The 16,556-nt window shown below is 52.2% G+C and carries 14 protein-coding genes and 1 tRNA gene; 10 read left to right on the top strand and 5 right to left on the bottom strand.

Annotated features, from left to right (window positions below):
• The first annotated feature begins 75 nt into the window (after window positions 1–75).
• On the top strand, window positions 76–939 hold the full coding sequence (locus LX87_RS14705) for an inositol oxygenase family protein (protein ID WP_111628980.1): 864 nt from the start codon (window positions 76–78) through the stop codon (window positions 937–939).
• Between the two features lie 90 nt (window positions 940–1,029).
• Complete coding sequence (locus LX87_RS14700; RefSeq protein WP_111629214.1) at window positions 1,030–2,412, top strand: high affinity choline transporter 1; 1,383 nt, start codon at window positions 1,030–1,032, stop codon at window positions 2,410–2,412.
• Window positions 2,413–2,418: 6 nt separating this feature from the next.
• Here LX87_RS14700 and LX87_RS14695 read toward each other — a convergent pair whose 3' ends face one another.
• Window positions 2,419–2,856, bottom strand: coding sequence for an NUDIX domain-containing protein (locus tag LX87_RS14695; protein WP_111628979.1), 438 nt, complete (start codon window positions 2,854–2,856; stop codon window positions 2,419–2,421).
• Window positions 2,857–2,937: 81 nt separating this feature from the next.
• Here LX87_RS14695 and LX87_RS14690 point away from each other — a divergent pair, with 81 nt between their 5' ends.
• Window positions 2,938–3,684, top strand: a complete 747-nt coding sequence (locus tag LX87_RS14690; RefSeq protein ID WP_111628978.1) for a ThuA domain-containing protein — start codon at window positions 2,938–2,940, stop codon at window positions 3,682–3,684.
• Window positions 3,685–3,775: 91 nt separating this feature from the next.
• Here the strand turns inward: LX87_RS14690 and LX87_RS14685 are convergent, their stop codons facing one another.
• On the bottom strand, window positions 3,776–4,939 hold the full coding sequence (locus tag LX87_RS14685) for a Gfo/Idh/MocA family protein (protein WP_111628977.1): 1,164 nt from the start codon (window positions 4,937–4,939) through the stop codon (window positions 3,776–3,778).
• Between the two features lie 380 nt (window positions 4,940–5,319).
• Between LX87_RS14685 and LX87_RS14680 the strand changes: the two genes are divergently transcribed.
• From LX87_RS14680 to LX87_RS14665, 4 genes are all read left to right on the top strand, one after another.
• Window positions 5,320–6,732: an MBL fold metallo-hydrolase RNA specificity domain-containing protein gene (locus tag LX87_RS14680; RefSeq protein WP_111628976.1), complete on the top strand. Its 1,413-nt coding sequence runs from the start codon at window positions 5,320–5,322 to the stop codon at window positions 6,730–6,732.
• 129 nt (window positions 6,733–6,861) lie between these two features.
• Window positions 6,862–6,945, top strand: a tRNA-Leu gene (locus tag LX87_RS14675).
• A gap of 67 nt (window positions 6,946–7,012) precedes the next feature.
• Window positions 7,013–7,999, top strand: coding sequence for a 2-hydroxyacid dehydrogenase (locus LX87_RS14670; protein WP_111628975.1), 987 nt, complete (start codon window positions 7,013–7,015; stop codon window positions 7,997–7,999).
• Between the two features lie 51 nt (window positions 8,000–8,050).
• Window positions 8,051–8,803, top strand: coding sequence for a hypothetical protein (locus LX87_RS14665; RefSeq protein WP_111628974.1), 753 nt, complete (start codon window positions 8,051–8,053; stop codon window positions 8,801–8,803).
• Between the two features lie 15 nt (window positions 8,804–8,818).
• On the opposite strand, the gene LX87_RS14660 is transcribed toward LX87_RS14665, so the two are convergent.
• A complete protein-coding gene (locus LX87_RS14660; RefSeq protein ID WP_170139366.1) occupies window positions 8,819–9,235 on the bottom strand; it encodes a response regulator in 417 nt (138 codons plus the stop codon).
• A gap of 366 nt (window positions 9,236–9,601) precedes the next feature.
• Between LX87_RS14660 and lpdA the strand changes: the two genes are divergently transcribed.
• Both lpdA and LX87_RS14650 read left to right on the top strand, forming a co-directional pair.
• Window positions 9,602–11,002 (top strand): dihydrolipoyl dehydrogenase, encoded by a 1,401-nt coding sequence (gene lpdA, locus LX87_RS14655; protein WP_111628972.1) that lies wholly within the window; start codon window positions 9,602–9,604, stop codon window positions 11,000–11,002.
• A 203-nt stretch (window positions 11,003–11,205) separates the two neighbouring features.
• Window positions 11,206–12,891 carry a hypothetical protein gene (locus LX87_RS14650; protein WP_111628971.1) on the top strand — a complete coding sequence of 562 codons (1,686 nt, stop codon included), beginning with the start codon at window positions 11,206–11,208 and terminating at the stop codon, window positions 12,889–12,891.
• 73 nt (window positions 12,892–12,964) lie between these two features.
• Here LX87_RS14650 and LX87_RS14645 read toward each other — a convergent pair whose 3' ends face one another.
• On the bottom strand, window positions 12,965–14,449 hold the full coding sequence (locus LX87_RS14645; RefSeq protein ID WP_111628970.1) for a cellulose synthase family protein: 1,485 nt from the start codon (window positions 14,447–14,449) through the stop codon (window positions 12,965–12,967).
• 81 nt (window positions 14,450–14,530) lie between these two features.
• On the opposite strand from LX87_RS14645, the gene LX87_RS14640 reads away from it, so the two are divergent.
• Window positions 14,531–15,325 carry a Rossmann-like and DUF2520 domain-containing protein gene (locus LX87_RS14640; protein WP_111629213.1) on the top strand — a complete coding sequence of 265 codons (795 nt, stop codon included), beginning with the start codon at window positions 14,531–14,533 and terminating at the stop codon, window positions 15,323–15,325.
• Here the strand turns inward: LX87_RS14640 and LX87_RS14635 are convergent.
• Entirely contained in the window at window positions 15,322–16,542 is a 1,221-nt protein-coding gene (locus LX87_RS14635; RefSeq protein ID WP_111628969.1) for an AGE family epimerase/isomerase, read from the bottom strand. The two genes, LX87_RS14640 and LX87_RS14635, sit on opposite strands and share 4 nt — an antisense overlap.
• Window positions 16,543–16,556: the final 14 nt, after the last annotated feature.

The following is a 16,556-nucleotide window of genomic DNA, read 5'->3' as shown; positions in this document are numbered from 1 at the left end:
ATATGACGCTTGTAATCATGGCGGGAATCAGTATCTTTACAACCCTATAATTGGCTAACTAACAGCTATCTTGCTATGGCATTCACCGAAACTGAACGTAATCCCCTCAGCAGCCTGGAACAATGGGAAGACGACCTGCTGGTCCGCTATCCCGAACCCGAACACAAAGCGAAAGAAGAGTACCGTAATTATGATAATCCGGGCCGCGACACGGTGCGCGAGTTTTACCGGCTGAATCACACGTACCAGACGTACGATTTCGTGCAGCAGAAGCGGGCGGAATTCCTGAAATTCGATAAAAAAGAAATTCCGGTTTGGGGTGCTATGGAGTTTCTAAATACGCTCGTCGACGACTCCGATCCGGATATTGAACTCGACCAGCTGCAACACCTGCTGCAAACCGCTGAGGCCATCCGTGCCGACGGTCATCCCGACTGGTTTGTCCTGACGGGTTTCCTGCACGACATGGGCAAGGTGCTGTGTCTGTTCGGAGAGCCGCAGTGGGCCGTGGTAGGCGATACGTTCCCGGTAGGCTGTGCCCATTCCGACCGGATTGTGTACCCGGAATTTTTCCAGAACAACCCGGATTCGAAAGACAAACGGTATAACACCAAATACGGCGTTTATGAGCCAAACTGCGGCTTGAGAAATGTCACCATGTCGTGGGGCCACGACGAGTATCTGTACCACATTACGAAGGATCATCTGCCCGAACCGGCCCTGTACATGATCCGGTACCACTCGTTCTACGCGCAACACCGCGAGAATGCCTACGATCACCTGATGGACGACCACGACCGCGAGATGTTTAAGTGGGTAAACAAATTCAACCCGTATGACCTGTATTCGAAAAGCCCGGTTACGCCGGTGGTTTCGGAACTGAAGCCGTATTACGAAGACCTGATTGCCAAATACCTGCCCGCAACGATTCGGTTGTAAAACCGTTCGTGGGGGTTAACGATACAGAAAGCCGGTGTCATGACACCGGCTTTTTTGTTAGATTTGGACGAATACAAGCTGATTCGCCGGATGCTCCTCCTCTTTATTGCCCTTTACCTTCTTTCCAACCTTGCCATTGGGGCCTGGGCCGCCCGCAAAGTAAGCAGTAGTCAGGATTTCGTGCTGGCGGGTCGGCGCCTGCCGCTGGCGTTGGCGGCTTCGGCCACGTTTGCCACCTGGTTTGGCTCCGAAACCATTATGGGTGCTCCGGCCATCTTTGTGGATAAGGGGGTGCTGGGCATCATTGAAGAACCGTTCGGCTCGGCGTTGTGCCTGTTTCTGGTGGGCGCTTTCTATGCCCGGCCTTTGTATAAATTAGGGATTACGACCTTTTCGGATTACTTCAGTCTACGGTTTGGCCGCTCGGCGGAGTTTATCTCGGCGGTTCTGGTGATTCCGTCGTACTTCAGTTGGATTGCGGCCCAGTTCATCGCCATTGGTATTGTGCTCAATCTGGTAACGGGTCTGCCGGTTTTCTGGTGCATTGCCTCCAGCGCCACCATCGTGATGATTTACACCATGATGGGCGGTATGTGGTCGCTGTCCATCACGGACTTTGTTCATAACATCATCATTATCATTGCGCTGGTCATTATTGCGGTTATTCTCTACAACCAGACCGACGGCCTTTCCGGTATCGTTCAGAACACCAAACCCGGCTTTTTCCGCTTCCTGCCCCCGCCGACCCTGAAAGACAGCGTGGAGTGGGTTGCTGCCTGGATCACTATCGGCCTGGGGTCTATCCCGCAGCAGGACATTTTTCAGCGCGTGATGTCGGCCAAAAACGAGCAAACGACCGTCCGGGCTTCGTATCTGGCGTCGTTTCTGTACATCACCATTGCCATGTTGCCGCTGTTCATTGGTCTGGCCGGGAAGCAATTGTATCCGAATCTGGGTCAGGACAACCAGATGCTGATTCCGAACATGGTGTTGCGGCAGGGCAGTATGCCGTTGCAGATTCTGTTTTTCGGGGCTTTATTGTCAGCCATTTTAAGCGTGTCGAGTGGTGCTATTCTGGCCCCGGCCACGGTTTTTGGCGAAAACATTTTCCGGTTTTTCCGCCCCGACATCAGCGACAAAACGCTGTTGCTCACCATCCGGCTGGCGGTGGCCGTCATTACCGTTATCTGTGTCTGGATGACGGCGGCCCGCGATGTCAACATTTTTGATTTGGTCGGGGAGTCATCGGCTTTTAGTCTGGTGTCGCTGTTCGTGCCGCTCACGGCCGGGCTGTACTGGAAACGGGCCAATACGCTCGGCTGCCTGCTGTCGATGATCGGTGGCATTGGGGTCTGGTTAATCTGTCTGATGATTGAAACCGAATACCCGGCGCTGGTTTACGGACTACTGGCCAGCACGGCAGGAATGATCACCGGTGCCGTGTTTCCGAGTAAGAATCACGAAAAGCCGTAATCTACGTCAGAAAAAGGCCTGATCGATTTTCCCGATATAGCCTGGACTGTTTTGTGACGTAAATAAGCTTTGAATTTGTCGGCCCACGTTCGGATATAGATTCAGAACGTCCAGGTCGCTGATGGGTTTCCAGGCGACGGCCAGCGCGCTGGTTTCAGCGGGATTTAGTCGGGGAATACCCCCAATAAGCTGACCCAGAAAAAGGACGTGCAACACGTCTGCTTTGCTTTCGGGCATCATCACTTCGCCAAAAAACGCAACCGGCCCGATTTCAACTTCCACACCTAATTCTTCCTGCAATTCCCGGATCACCGTCTGGTCCAGCGTCTCGCCCTTGTCGGGGTTGCCACCCGGTAAACCAAACACATCCGTCTCGCCGTAGCGGTAGTGCATCAGCAATACATGGTTATTTTCAATCAGCAGCATCGCAGGCCGAACTTTCATAATAGGGTAAGAAATTGGTGAAACGTGAGCAGTAAAGTACGGTAAAACCAATACTTTTATAGTACACTTCCAAACTTGTCTATGAAAACTCTTTTAACCCTTTTTAGCTTCTTTATCTTAATAGCCTGTACTTCAGCCGAAGAGCCGAACGTGGGAGAGCCCGCCAAAACCAAAGACGCCGTTCTGGTCTTTTCCCGAACCAAAGGCTACCGGCACAAATCGATTGAAGCGGGCAAAGCAGGGCTCTTAAAATTAGGCCAGGAGAACGATTTTGCCGTTGATACTACCGAAAACGCAGGTCTTTTTACGACCGATAACCTGAAAAAATACAAAGCCGTGATCTTTTTGAGCACCACCGGCGACGTGCTGAACGATCAGCAGCAGGCGGCTTTCGAGCAATACATCAAAAAAGGCGGTGGGTACGTGGGAATTCACGCGGCTGCCGATACCGAATACGAGTGGCCCTGGTATAATCAACTGGTGGGCGCTTACTTCCTGAGCCACCCCAGTCAGCAAAACGCCGAAATCGAGATCGTGGATAAAAAGCACCTGGCGACCAAGATGCTGCCCGACCGCTGGAAACGGTTTGACGAGTGGTATGACTACAAAAGCATTGTGCCGGGCATCAAGGTGCTGGGTAAGCTGGACGAGAAAACCTATAAAGGAGGGAAAAATGGTGACAACCACCCGTTTATCTGGTACCGGGAGTTCGACGGGGGGCGGTCTTTCTATACCGGCGGAGGCCATACCGACGAGTCCTACAGCGACCCGCAGTTTATGGCGCACGTGCTGGGCGGAATCAAGTACGCAATGGGACGCAAAAAATGATTATTACACAGAGTTAATCAGAGAATATCGGAGGTAACCGGAGAAAACTCTGATAAGCCCTGATAACCTCTGATTAACTCTGTGTAACAACTTAAGCAATCTTAATCTTCCGACCGGTTTCAGCCGCCTGATACGTGGCCGTGATGATTTTCATATCCTGCATGCCTTCCTCGCCGGTGATGTGTTTCGGCAGTTGTTTTCCGTCGATCAGATCCTTGCAAATACCGTCCATGTGCATCGCCTGGTGATTGACCACCGGTTTTTCAATCGGGCCTTTGCTCGTCATCCCTTTCAGCGGGCCGTAGCCAAATGCCGGACGCAGCTCAAACCAGCCGTTTTCTGCCGACGCATACAGCCGCTCCACGCCCGCAGCGTAGCTGGTGGTGGAAGTTGACGTAATACCGTTTGGAAATTCAAACTGCCAGTACATCGTTTCTTCAACATCCTTGAACTTCTGCGGATCGGTTTTGGGGCCAAACTGAGCCGTTACCGAAAGCGGTTCCAGACCCGTCACCAGCCGGACGCCCTGAATGGCATAGATGCCCACGTCCATCATCGGACCACCGCCCGCCAGGGCTTTCTTAAGCCGCCACTGGTTGGGGTCACCGGCTTTAAAACCGTCGCTGGCTTCCAGAAACTTCAGGTTGCCGAAAACTTTTTCGCGGCCCAGCCGCATCATTTCCTGCGTAAAGGGTTCATAATGGAGCCGGTAGCCGATGGCAAGCTGGCGATTGGCCTTCTTGCAGGCATCAATCATTTCCTGACATTCCTTCACCGTAATGGCCATCGGTTTTTCGCAAATCACGTGCTTGCCCGCTTTGGCCGCCCGGATGACGTATTCCGCGTGCATCGAGTTCGGCAGCACAACGTATACAATGTCGATGTCCTTGTTATCAATGATGCGGTCAAACGTTTTGTAATCGTAGACGTTTGCTTTCGGAATGTTGTATTTAGCAGTCCATTCCTCGGCTTTGGATGGAGTACCGGTTACAATACCGGCCAGCCGGACATGCTTGGTTTGTTGCAGGGCCGGTGCCAATTGATTTTTGGCGTAGCCGCCCAGACCGACCAGCGCCATGCCCAGTTTGCGTTCCGGCTGTAACGGTTCGCCCAGATGCGAAACCAGCGTGTTGATCCGCGCAAACTGATCCTGCTGATTTAGCGTTGCGGCATAACCCGCCAACGGTAATGAGAGCGCCGAAGCGCCGATTCCTTTTGAAAGTTTTTGTAGAAAATCACGTCGGTTAGTAGCCATGCGGATGCAAGGTTAAAGAGATTAGAAGTGGATAAGAAATGGAAGTCTTAAGTCTTTTCTCTGTGCGCTCTTGTCATAGGAAGAGATTGCACAAATCTAATGAAGTATAGCTGTTTTGAAAGTTCGTTCCGTAAAAATTAACCGTCCTTTCCTCCGCCCGAATTAAAATCCGGATATTGATAGGGCGGCCTTGGCCGTCGGCAGAGCAAATGGGGAGCAAACCGGGTTTCAGAATCGACAGGTGGAGTATCCAAAACAATTCAACGATGTTAGGGGTAATAGGTACGTTGACGGGGTTTGAGCCTGCGTGATGATCGGGCGTACATTTTCCGATAGGTAGTTTAAATTCGATCAGGGCTTACCGTGTAAAAAGATCGTTTATGAAGCTTCAGTTTTTTGGCGCAGCCCGCACCGTGACGGGTACGAAACACCTGATTACCACCCAGCGCGGAACGCGCATCCTGCTCGATTGCGGTTTGTTCCAGGGAATCAATACCGACGATCTGAACCAGGATTTCCGGTTCAATGCCGCTGAAGTCGATTATCTGATTCTGTCCCACGCTCATATTGACCATGCCGGTTTGATTCCGCGTCTGGTTCGGCAGGGTTTCAACGGTCCGATTTATTGCACCCCCGCTACCGTTGATCTGTGCCGCATCATGCTGCTCGACAGCGCCCACATTCAGCAGAAAGACCTGGAGCGGGTAAACAAACGCCGGGAGCGCCAGGGACGACCGCTGCTCGACATTCTTTACGAAGCCAGCGATGTGGAACGCGCCCTCGAACGCATGAAACCGGTCAACTATGGCGAAACGTTCTGGCTCAACCACGACGAAGTGGGTGTTTTGCTGACCGATACCGCGCATTTGCTCGGCAGTGCCGCCGTCAGCCTGACCGTCCGCGAAACCGACACCAACGGCGAAACCGTGGAGAAACGGGTATTTTTTAGTGGTGATATTGGCCGACCGCACGACAAGATACTTAAAATGCCGGAGCCGTTTCCGCAGGCCGATTACATTCTCTGTGAATCGACCTACGGTGACAAACTCCACGAGCCCGAACCCGACATGCGTGCCCATTTGCTCCGGATTGTGCACGAAACCTGCGTAGTACGCGGAGGGAAGCTCATCATTCCGGCCTTTGCCGTCGACCGGACGCAGGAGTTGATTTATGCACTCGACCAGCTTGCCAACCACGGGGACCTGCCGCGCCTGAACGTGTACATCGACAGCCCAATGGCCGTGAAAGCAACGCACCTGATGAAGGAGCACGACGAATGTTTTAATCCGGAAATTCTGTCGTACATCGAAAAAGACGGCGATGCCTTTGCCTTTCCGAATCTGCATTACGTGTCGGATGTAGAAGATTCCAAAGCCATCAACACCCGCGACGAACCCTGCATTATTATTTCATCGTCGGGCATGGCCGAAGCCGGGCGCATCAAGCATCACATTAAAAACAACATCGAGGATTCACGGTGTACGGTTCTGATCGTGGGGTACTGTGGTCCGGAAACGCTGGGTGGTGCGCTCAAACGGGGTGATGCCGAGGTAAAGATATTTGGCGAAACGTATCAGGTCAGGGCCGATGTGGAAGTGATGGATTCGTTCAGCGCCCACGGTGATTACCGCGAAATGCTCGATTTCTTGTCCTGTCAGAATCCGGCGCTGGTAAAGCGAATTTTTCTGGTTCACGGCGAGTACGACCGGCAGGTGGTTTTCCGTCAGAAACTCCAGAGCGCGGGCTATCAGAATGTATCCATTCCGTCTCTCTACGAGTCGGTGGATTTATAAGTGCTGAAAATCAGCCATAAAGCCGTCACGCGCCTATAAAACCACTAAAATCCTAAAAAAAACTGGCTAACGGACTTGCATATAAATTGTAAATACTACACCTTTGCAGTCCCAATTCATGGGAAAAATGCCGAAGTGGTGAAATTGGTAGACACGCACGTTTCAGGGGCGTGTGAACGCAAGTTCATGCGAGTTCGAGTCTCGCCTTCGGCACTGCAAAAAACCGTAATCGACTGATTACGGTTTTTTTGTTTTGGTCAGTCCGTAAACCCGAGGTCCTATGAACGTCACTTTTTTTAGCACCAAACCGTACGATAGTACCTTCTTCGAACAAACCAATGCCGGTTTTGGCTTTAATCTGCGGTTTTTGAAAGTTCCGCTGGATGAAACAACCGCCGAACTGGTGACCGATTCGCCGGTGGTTTGTCTGTTTGTTAACGATCAGGCCAATGCCGCCGTAATCCGCAAGCTGGCCAGTCAGGGCGTTCAGCTAATTGCACTCCGATGTGCCGGTTTCAATAATGTCGATCTGGAAGCGGCCCGGCAATGCGGCATCCGTGTGGTGCGCGTTCCGGCTTATTCGCCGTATTCGGTTGCCGAGCACACCCTGGCGCTGATTCTGGCGCTGAATCGCAAAACACACCGGGCCTATAACCGGGTGAAGGAAGGTAATTTTGCGCTGGACGGACTGATGGGGTTCGATATGTTTGGCCGAACGGTGGGGCTGGTGGGTCTGGGAAAAATCGGCAAAGTAACGGCTCAGATTCTAAAAGGATTTGGCTGTCACCTGCTGGCGTTCGATCTGGTGGAAGACGAAGAAGCCCGGCAGATTGGCATTGAATACGTTTCGCTGGTGGAGCTCCTGAACCGATCCGACATCATTTCCCTGCACTGTCCGCTGACGCCACAAACGTACCACCTCATCAATCAGGATACGCTCAAGCTGATGAAGAAAGGAGCCATGCTGATCAACACGGGCCGGGGTGCGTTGATCGATACACAGGCGGTTATTGAAAGCCTTAAAAGTGGTCAGCTTGGTTATCTGGGGCTGGACGTATATGAAGAAGAAAGTCACCTTTTCTTCGAAGACCTGTCGGATACCATCATTCAGGACGATATCTTTATGCGGTTGCTGACGTTCCCGAACGTTCTGATTACGGGCCACCAGGCGTTTTTTACCCGCAATGCGCTGACGAGTATTGCCCAGACAACCTGCCAGAACATTCAGGCTTTTTCTGAGGGTACGGTTTCCGGAAACGAACTATGACGGTGGGCAAGGCCGTAACCCATCCGGCTTCGGACCGTACGTAACACGCTGATGAATATTCTTCTTCTTAAAATCACGCTGATGCCTTCCGTCATGGCCCTGATTACTCTGGCCATTCGGAAGTGGGGAAATAAAATAGGGGGATTGATTGGCAGTATGCCCTGGATTGCCGGACCTATTCTGCTGTTTTTCATTATGGAACAGGGTAAGGAGTTTGGCATTCGGTCGATTCAGGGCGTGATGACCGGTATTCTGGCCTTAATCGCTTTTTGCTTCAGCTACTCGGTATTTTCCCGAAAATGGTCCTGGTTGCCCGCGCTTCTGGTGGCGTATGCGGCCTATACCGGCACAGCCCTACTATTCTACTATTTACAATTGAATTTGTACCTGAGTTACGCCCTGGTTATGGGCGCAATTCTGGTGGCGTTGCGGTTTTTCCCGAAGCCCGGCACAGAACCTTTCCAGGTCCGGCGGCTGCCGTTCGATATTCCAATCCGGATGGTTATTACAACGTTATTCGTGTTGGTGATCACTGGGTTAGCGCGCGTGCTGGGGCCAAACTGGAGCGGCATTTTAACGCCATTTCCGATTCAGACGTCCATTCTGGCGATTTTTTCGCATAGTCTTCAGGGAAGCAATGCTGCCATTACGGCGTTGCGCGGGCTGGTGATGGGCCTGCTGGGTTTTACCACCTTTTTGTTTCTGCAAGCCTTTCTGTTGGGGGAGTTTTCCGTAGCTGCGGCATTCGGTCTGGCGTTCATTGTCAATATACTAATCAACTTGATTGCCAGCCGAATCTGGTAACGGGGTTAGGAGCGTTTACCGGACACAGCGTCCGACGAGCCATTCTTTCCGTAGTTTCAGCACCACCTGACTATAGTCCGCCAGTAGGGTAGGCTTGGTAATAAAATCATTGGCGCCGAGCTGGATGGCCCGCTGCTGATCGACCGGCTGATCCGACGTGGTCAGGATAACAATAGGGAGAGATTTATACCTGGTATCTTTCCGGATGGCTTCCAGCGCTTCAAAACCGCTCATATACGGCATATTCAGGTCGAGCATGACCAAAGCAGGAAGCGAACAGGTTGTTTCTAACGCATCGAGTAATTCGACACCGTTGCTTAGGAGTCTGATTGTACAGTCAGGACTGTACTGTTGAAAAACTTGCTGGAGTAGAAATTGATCGTCTTCATCGTCATCGACCAAAAACACACATTCATAATACGATGCTTTCATCTGGAGCGGTTGTTCCATATACGTCAACAGAGCATCAGATTATAAAATTCCACCGGCTTAAAGAAAGACATACTGATTTTCATCAGCATAAGGAATACGAGTCTCTGCTACAAGTTTAGAGAAATAATAGGAAATTACCGCATGAACCTGCTTATTAAACAGGCGCTTAGACGGCAGAAACGCCAATCTAAAACCACTCTTTCTCGGGTCCGGCTATTTTCCTGGTTAAACAGATGAATAAATCCGTTACGGTTTTTTGTCGCGAGCCCGCAGATTCAACTTTTCGGTCTAACTTTGTGTTCCTCAATAGAGAGTGTTCGGGGCCGCTCGCGCGGTTATCCTCATCGTTCATTAACATTCCTTACTATGGCATCACAATATGATGTAATTGTTCTCGGCAGCGGTCCTGGAGGCTACGTTGCTGCTATTCGTGCGTCGCAACTGGGTTTTAAGACGGCCGTTGTCGAACGCGAAAGTCTGGGTGGAATCTGCCTGAACTGGGGCTGTATTCCCACCAAAGCATTGCTGAAAAGCGCTCAGGTTTTTGAATATATTAAGCATTCGGAAAATTACGGTATTACCATCAACGGCGAAGCGAAGCCCAATTTCGAGGGCGTCATCAAGCGCAGCCGGGGGGTAGCCGATTCCATGAGCAAAGGGGTTACGTTCCTGATGCGGAAAAATAAAATCGACGTTCTGAACGGTAATGGAAAAGTAAAACCGGGTAAGAAAATCGACGTAACGGATAAAGACGGCAAAACCACCGAATACGAAGCCAAGCACATCATCATCGCGACGGGTGGCCGCGCCCGCGAACTGCCCGCCGTGCCCATTGATGGCGAAAAAGTGATTGAATACCGCAAAGCCATGACGCTGCCGAACCAACCGGCATCCATGCTGGTGATCGGTTCCGGCGCAATCGGGGTGGAGTTTGCCTACGTCTATGCTTCGATGGGTACCAAAGTGACCATTGTGGAGTTCCTGCCGCGCATTGTGCCGGTGGAAGACGAGGAAATCTCGAAAGAACTCGCCAAGCAATACAAGAAGCTGGGCGTCGATATTTACACCAGTTCGGAAGTAACAAAGGTCGATACGAGCGGCAAAGGCTGTAAAGTATTTGTTAAAACGCCGGACGGTGAGAAAACCTTCGACGTTGATGTCGTCCTGTCGGCGGCTGGTGTGGTCGCCAACATCGAAAACGTCGGTCTGGAAGAAACCGGTATCAAAACCGAGCGGGGCAAAATTGTAACGGACGATTTCTACCGCACAAGCGTAGAAGGCTATTATGCCATCGGTGACTGTACAAAAGGTCAGGCACTGGCGCACGTTGCTTCGGCAGAAGCCATCATCTGCGTGGAAAAAATCGCCGGTCTGGATCACGTCGAGCCGCTGAACTACAACAACATTCCGGGTTGTACGTACTGCTCACCCGAAATTGCTTCCGTTGGTTACACCGAAGCAGCCGCCAAAGAAGCCGGGTACGACATTCTGGTGGGCAAATTCCCGCTGTCGGCTTCGGGAAAAGCGAAAGCCGCTGGCGCACCGGAAGGCTTTGTGAAAGTGATTTTTGATAAAAAATACGGTGAGTGGCTGGGCGCTCACCTGATCGGCTATAACGTAACCGAGCTGATCGCCGAAGTGGTGACGGCCCGCCGGTTGGAGACGACAGGCCACGAAATCCTGAAAGCCGTTCACCCGCACCCGACCATTTCGGAATCCATCAAGGATGCCACGGAAGCGGCTTACGGCGAAGCGATTCACCTCTAAGTCAACCGCATTTCAATAGCTGAACCCCGCCCGGACCTGTTTCTGGCGGGGTTCTTTGTTTACGGTTCAGGCACCAAAATAGGCAATTGAGAAATCGAAAATTCCGTTTGCTGACAACTCCCCTTTCCGCCCGTTCTCACGTACCTATCTTTGTCCTACGGTTTCCGAAGCCGCCCAGCAACAACAAATACGAATTGAAGATTATGAAAAGACCAGTACTGATCTGGTTGGCGGCTACGTTTTGCGTGGCCGCGAATGCCCAGGACCTCATGACCGGCCCGCTGGCCAGTGTATCGACGCAACTGCAACCCGTTAAGACCGGGAATGCGCAGTTTGTCCAGAAGCTGGAAGCGTCGCAACCCAACTACCGGGCCACGTTTTCGGTCACTAAAACAAGCGACAAAGGCAACGGCGACGAAGGCACGTATTTTCTGAACCTGTCGGATCTGGACGTATCGAGCGTTACCTACAAGGTGGAAAAAGACGTGATTGCCGTCATGGCAGACACTAAACAGCACCGCAAATTTGTCCGCTACAGCGAAAACGGCGAATTGAAAAGCCTGACGGACCGGGTGAAACTGTATGCCGACAATCCGGACATTGCCAAAGCCCTGGTCGAATCCCTGAAAAAAGTCATTGTGGCGGCTGAAAAAGCCTACAAACCCGCCCGGACACCCGAGTCGCTGGACGATCTTCGCCAATGGCTCAAAACCAACATCGGTACCGAAGCGGTCGGCTCCGACAAGTACGAACAGACGCTGACGTTCGATCAGGGCAACCCGTTACGGGCGGTTTTTCGCCGGAGCGAAGTGGGGGCTAAAGGATCGGCTTCGACCGAAACCTATTCGTTCAACCTCGGCGATCTGGGACTGGATGGATTGCAGGTCGAGGCCAAAGGCAAACGGTTTGAACTGTCGCTGGTGGCTCAGCAGAAGCAAAAGTTGATGGGTTACGCCAAAAACGGCAAGCTGGATAACGTGGTTCAGTCATTTGAAATCATCAGCGGGGATGCCGACAGGATTCGGGATATAGCCGCAGCCTGGCGTAAATTAATTCCGCTGGCCATCAGGCAACTGGAGTCCCGCAAACCGGTATTTGCCAGCATGGCCAGCGCCCAGAAGTACCTCGAAGCGAGCGTGATAACGGCTAAGGCCGATAACCGCACAATTGAGCAAACGCTAAAACCGGACTGCATCTGCACCTACACCCGGCGCGAAACAGACAACAAGAACAATACGGAGGAAGTCTACGAATTCAACCTGGCCGATCTGGCGGAAAAAGGGGCCAAACTGGGTGTGGATAAAGAACTGTATGCCATTGATCTGAAAACCCGCGACAACCGCAAGTTGATCGGTTACACTAAAAACGGAGTTCGTCAGAATTACGTCTCCAGCCTGGAACTGGCCGCCGACAATCTGGAGAATGTCCGGTATATGGCGCAGGCGTTTGAGAAAGCCGTTCAGATATGCGCGCAATCGCGTAAAAGCCCGGTGCCAACCGCCAGTCAGCAGGCGCGTCTGGACTGGATCCGGGAGCAGTTGCCGAAAGATCTGGGCGAAAAAGAATTGACAAGTTATTCACTGGCCCACGAAAGCGGTACCTGCGACCTGAAACTGACCGTGACGCAGAGTGGCCGCAAGACGTCGGAACTTGTATATGATCTGGCCTTGAAAGATTTCAATGCCGACGCGACCAGCTTTGATGTTGACGGTAAAACCGTATACGTCAGTCTGGTGACGAAAGGAAAAGAAAAACTGGTGAAAACCTCCAAAGACGGTAAGCCTTCCGATTACGTCCACACGGTAAAAATTCAGCTCGGCGACCTTGAAAAAGGCCGTTATGTCGCCGAAGCCTTTAAGCAGTTGATTCGAAACTGCGTCCCGAATTAAGATTTTGAGATTAGTTAGGTTAATGTAACTCTTAACCCGCAGTGCTATAAAGAGCGTTGCGGGTTTTTTATGTTCAGGAGTCAAGCCGCGAATGAAACACGCTGTAGAGAAAGACCAGCCCGAAACCGATGGCCAGCATGACGTGGAAAACCATCATGTTGTACTGGTGAAAATAAAAGCCCAGCCCAATTCCGAACAGAAAATAAAGCATCAGAAAGCCTTCAAACAGCGTCAGCCAGTTGATGGACGGGTTCAGGTCCAGGCTGATGTATTTGTTCTTGCGCCAATTGTCGCTGCCGGTTTTGACGTTGAATTTTGGCGTTCGGACAAAAGGTGTTTTCCGGCCAATAAACCCTTCGATTACAGCAATAGTATTGTGCAGAGAAAGGCCCATCATGAGCGAGGAGTACATCGGAAAATAATACCCCAGTTGTTCGAGTTTCTCCCGCCGTTCGAGCCAGAACGGAATACCGTAAAACAGGAGCAGAATGATCAGGTTGACCTGAAAAAAGCCGAGAAGCAGAAAAACCAACTGGTATTCGGGATGGTTAATGCGGATGTACAGCACGGGCACACTCAGCAAACCGAGCAAAAAAATCAGGATAAATGTCGAGCTGCTGAGCAGGTGAAAAAATGCGTGCAGCTTAATCCGGAACGGTATGTTCGGTGCGCGTAAGACTTTGAATATGAGCTTCCGGGCGCATTCGGCGGCTCCTTTCATCCAACGGTATTGCTGGGATTTGAGCGCATTCATCGCCACGGGCAGTTCCGCCGGAGAACCGATGTCTTCGCGGTATACAAACTGCCAGCCTTTCAGTTGGGCGCGGTAGCTGAGGTCGAGGTCTTCGGTGAGCGTATCGCTGCTCCAGCTTCCGGCGTCGAGGATGGTGGTTTTTCGCCAGACGCCCGCCGTGCCGTTGAAATTCATGAAATAACCGTCGGCATTGCGCCCACCCTGTTCAACGAAAAAATGTGCATTGAGCCCGAATGCCTGCAATTGCGTCAGCACAGAATAGTTTTCGTTGAGGTGCGTCCAGCGGGTTTGCACAATTCCCACCTTCGGGTTTTCAAAATGCGGAACGGTTTTCAGCAGAAAGTCCGGATCAGGCATGAAGTCGGCATCGAATATGGCGATGAATTCCCCTTTGGCCTGGTCCAGTCCGTAGGCCAGTGCCCCCGCCTTGAAGCCTTTGCGGTCGGGCCGACGAATGTGTTGAATATCAATACCCTGCTGCTGATACTGGGCTACTTTCTCGGCAATAATCGCAACGGTTTCGTCCGTCGAATCGTCCAGTACCTGAATTTCGAACTGCGAACGCGGATAGTTAAGATTGGCGACCGCGTCAATGAGCCGGGAGGCTACATAAAGTTCGTTATAAACCGGTAGCTGAACCGTTACCACGGGCAGCGGATGCGGCTGCCGGGTTGAATACTGCCGAAACGCTTTCTGTCTCCGCTTGGAGCGGAGGTAGCTAATGATCAGACTGAGCTGGCCGCAGTTATATGCGAACAGCAACAAAACGACCAGTGCATAAAGTAGTATAATAATCACCTCCATATGTTGTACTCGCTCTAAACTAACCTTCGAAAAAACCGCGGGATTGGTTTTTTGTTTGTTTTCCGGAAATATCTTTATCGCATGAAACTGTCCTTCATTGGGGCCGGAAATCTGGCCTGGCATTTGGCAATGGCCTTCGAAAATGCCGCCCACCTGATTCGTGAGGTGTATAGCCGGGATGAAAAGAACGCCCGAGACCTCATTTCGATGTTATACGATGCCCAGTTGCAGCCCGACCTGAATTTTGCCGAGAGCGAGTCGGAGTTGTTTGTGCTGGCCATTCCCGACGATGCGATGGAGGAGGTAGCCGCGCAGTTGGTGTTGCCCGAAAATGCGCTGGTCGTGCATACGTCGGGAAGCAAATCGCTGGAGAAGCTGCGTCGGTTGATGGATATTTACAGCGATGTGCCGGTTCGGACGGGCGTTTTCTATCCGCTGCAAACATTCAGTAAAGGTACCCGCGTACTGAATTTCGAAGAAATACCGTTGTGCATCGAAGCCAGCGATCCCGAGTCGGAAGCGCAACTGGTGGCCTTGGGGCAGGAGCTTAGTAAGATTGTCTATTTAGTGAATTCCCACGAACGGATGGTGCTGCATCTGGCTGCCGTAGTGGCCTGTAACTTTACCAATTACCTGTTCGGCGTTGCCAAAGACCTGGTGGATTCGGAAAACCTGGAGTTTGATCTGCTGAAGCCCCTGATTGAAGAAACCGTTCAGAAAGCACTGGATGCCCGGCATCCGGCCCTGGTACAGACCGGCCCCGCCCGGCGCGGAGACCTTAATACACTGAGCCTGCATATGGATTATTTAGCCAGCCGCCCGGAATTGCTAAACCTGTACCGGACGCTGTCCGACGGTATTCGGCAACGGTCTTAACCAATCCGGCGGCCCAGACGCGTTTCTAACCGGCTTTCTCGACGGTTCTGATCGGTAGCAGCCGCGCTTTCCAGCGCCCGCCAGGTTTCGTATAAGCCCCGGATGAGGTGATAACACCCCTTTTCGGGCGTGGCCTTGCTGCTGACAACCGGCTGCCCTTTGCGGTCGAGCACGGCAAACCACTCCTGATGAGTTTTGTCCGGGAAGTGCTGCCAGGTGTATTCGTGCGTTTTCCGAAACCACTTCAGGCAGTCGTTCTGGCGGGTATGAATGTATCCCCGCGAAAATATCGCCAGTGCTTCCGAATGAATCCACCAGAGTTTGCGGTCCCACTCGCTGTCAACGCTGGGCCGGTCTTTGAGGTCCGCATACTGGAAAAAACCACCCGAGGGTTCGTCCCAGCACAGGTCCGCCAGATGAAGCGCCATCTGAACTGCCTGCTGCGCCAGCCGCCGGTTGCCGGTCAGGTCGGCCACCTCCAGTAGATAATTGGCGGTTTCAAAACCGTAACCGCCGTGCAGCCGCCGACCCGCCAGACTGTCGCAGAACGATCCGCCGGGCAGCACCTGTGCGCGCAGCACCGTAATGCGCTTATCGAAAAATTCGTTCTGAATTTCGTTAATAACGGCTTCGGTGGCCTGTTTGTAAAAATCCGGGTCCAGCAGCGAACGGGTTTCGAGCAGGGCTTTCAGAAGCGCCATCGGTTCGCGGAGGTGCTTTAGCGGCCGAAAGCCGCCCAATTGCTCTTCCCATTGTTCGTGTTGTTGCTGACGGTCGGACACAACCGTCAGTACGGTTTGCTGGGCCATATCGGCATATTCCGGTTCGCCGGTTGCCGTGTAAAACTGGGCAAACGCCATCGCAACCAAACAGGCTGGCTCAACGGTAAGGGCCGGGGCCACGGGCCGCCCGCGCCGGTCGACCACGCCGAGCCAGCGGTTTTCGTATTGGCCGTGCTGAATCAGAAAATCGGCACCGTGCCGTGCCAGTTCCAGCCACTGAGGGAGGGCATCGACCTGATTGTATAAAAAGGAAAACGCCCAGACTTGCTGCGCCTGTAACGGGATAACCTTGTCGGTATCAAACACATCGCCCTGGCTGGTTAGCGCATTATAGTATCCCCCACAAACCGTATCGCGGCTGTGTTTGATCCAGAACGGGATGATCGTCCGAAAAAGACTTTCCTGGTAATGTGCAGCCAGTTTACTGAATTCCATTCGCGTATGCAACA

Origin of the sequence: Larkinella arboricola, assembly GCF_003259745.1 — a bacterium.
In the GTDB taxonomy this organism is placed as follows: Bacteria; Bacteroidota; Bacteroidia; order Cytophagales; family Spirosomataceae; genus Larkinella; species Larkinella arboricola.
Note: the sequence above shows the minus strand (reverse complement) of the source record. Positions and strands in the feature narration are given on the sequence as shown.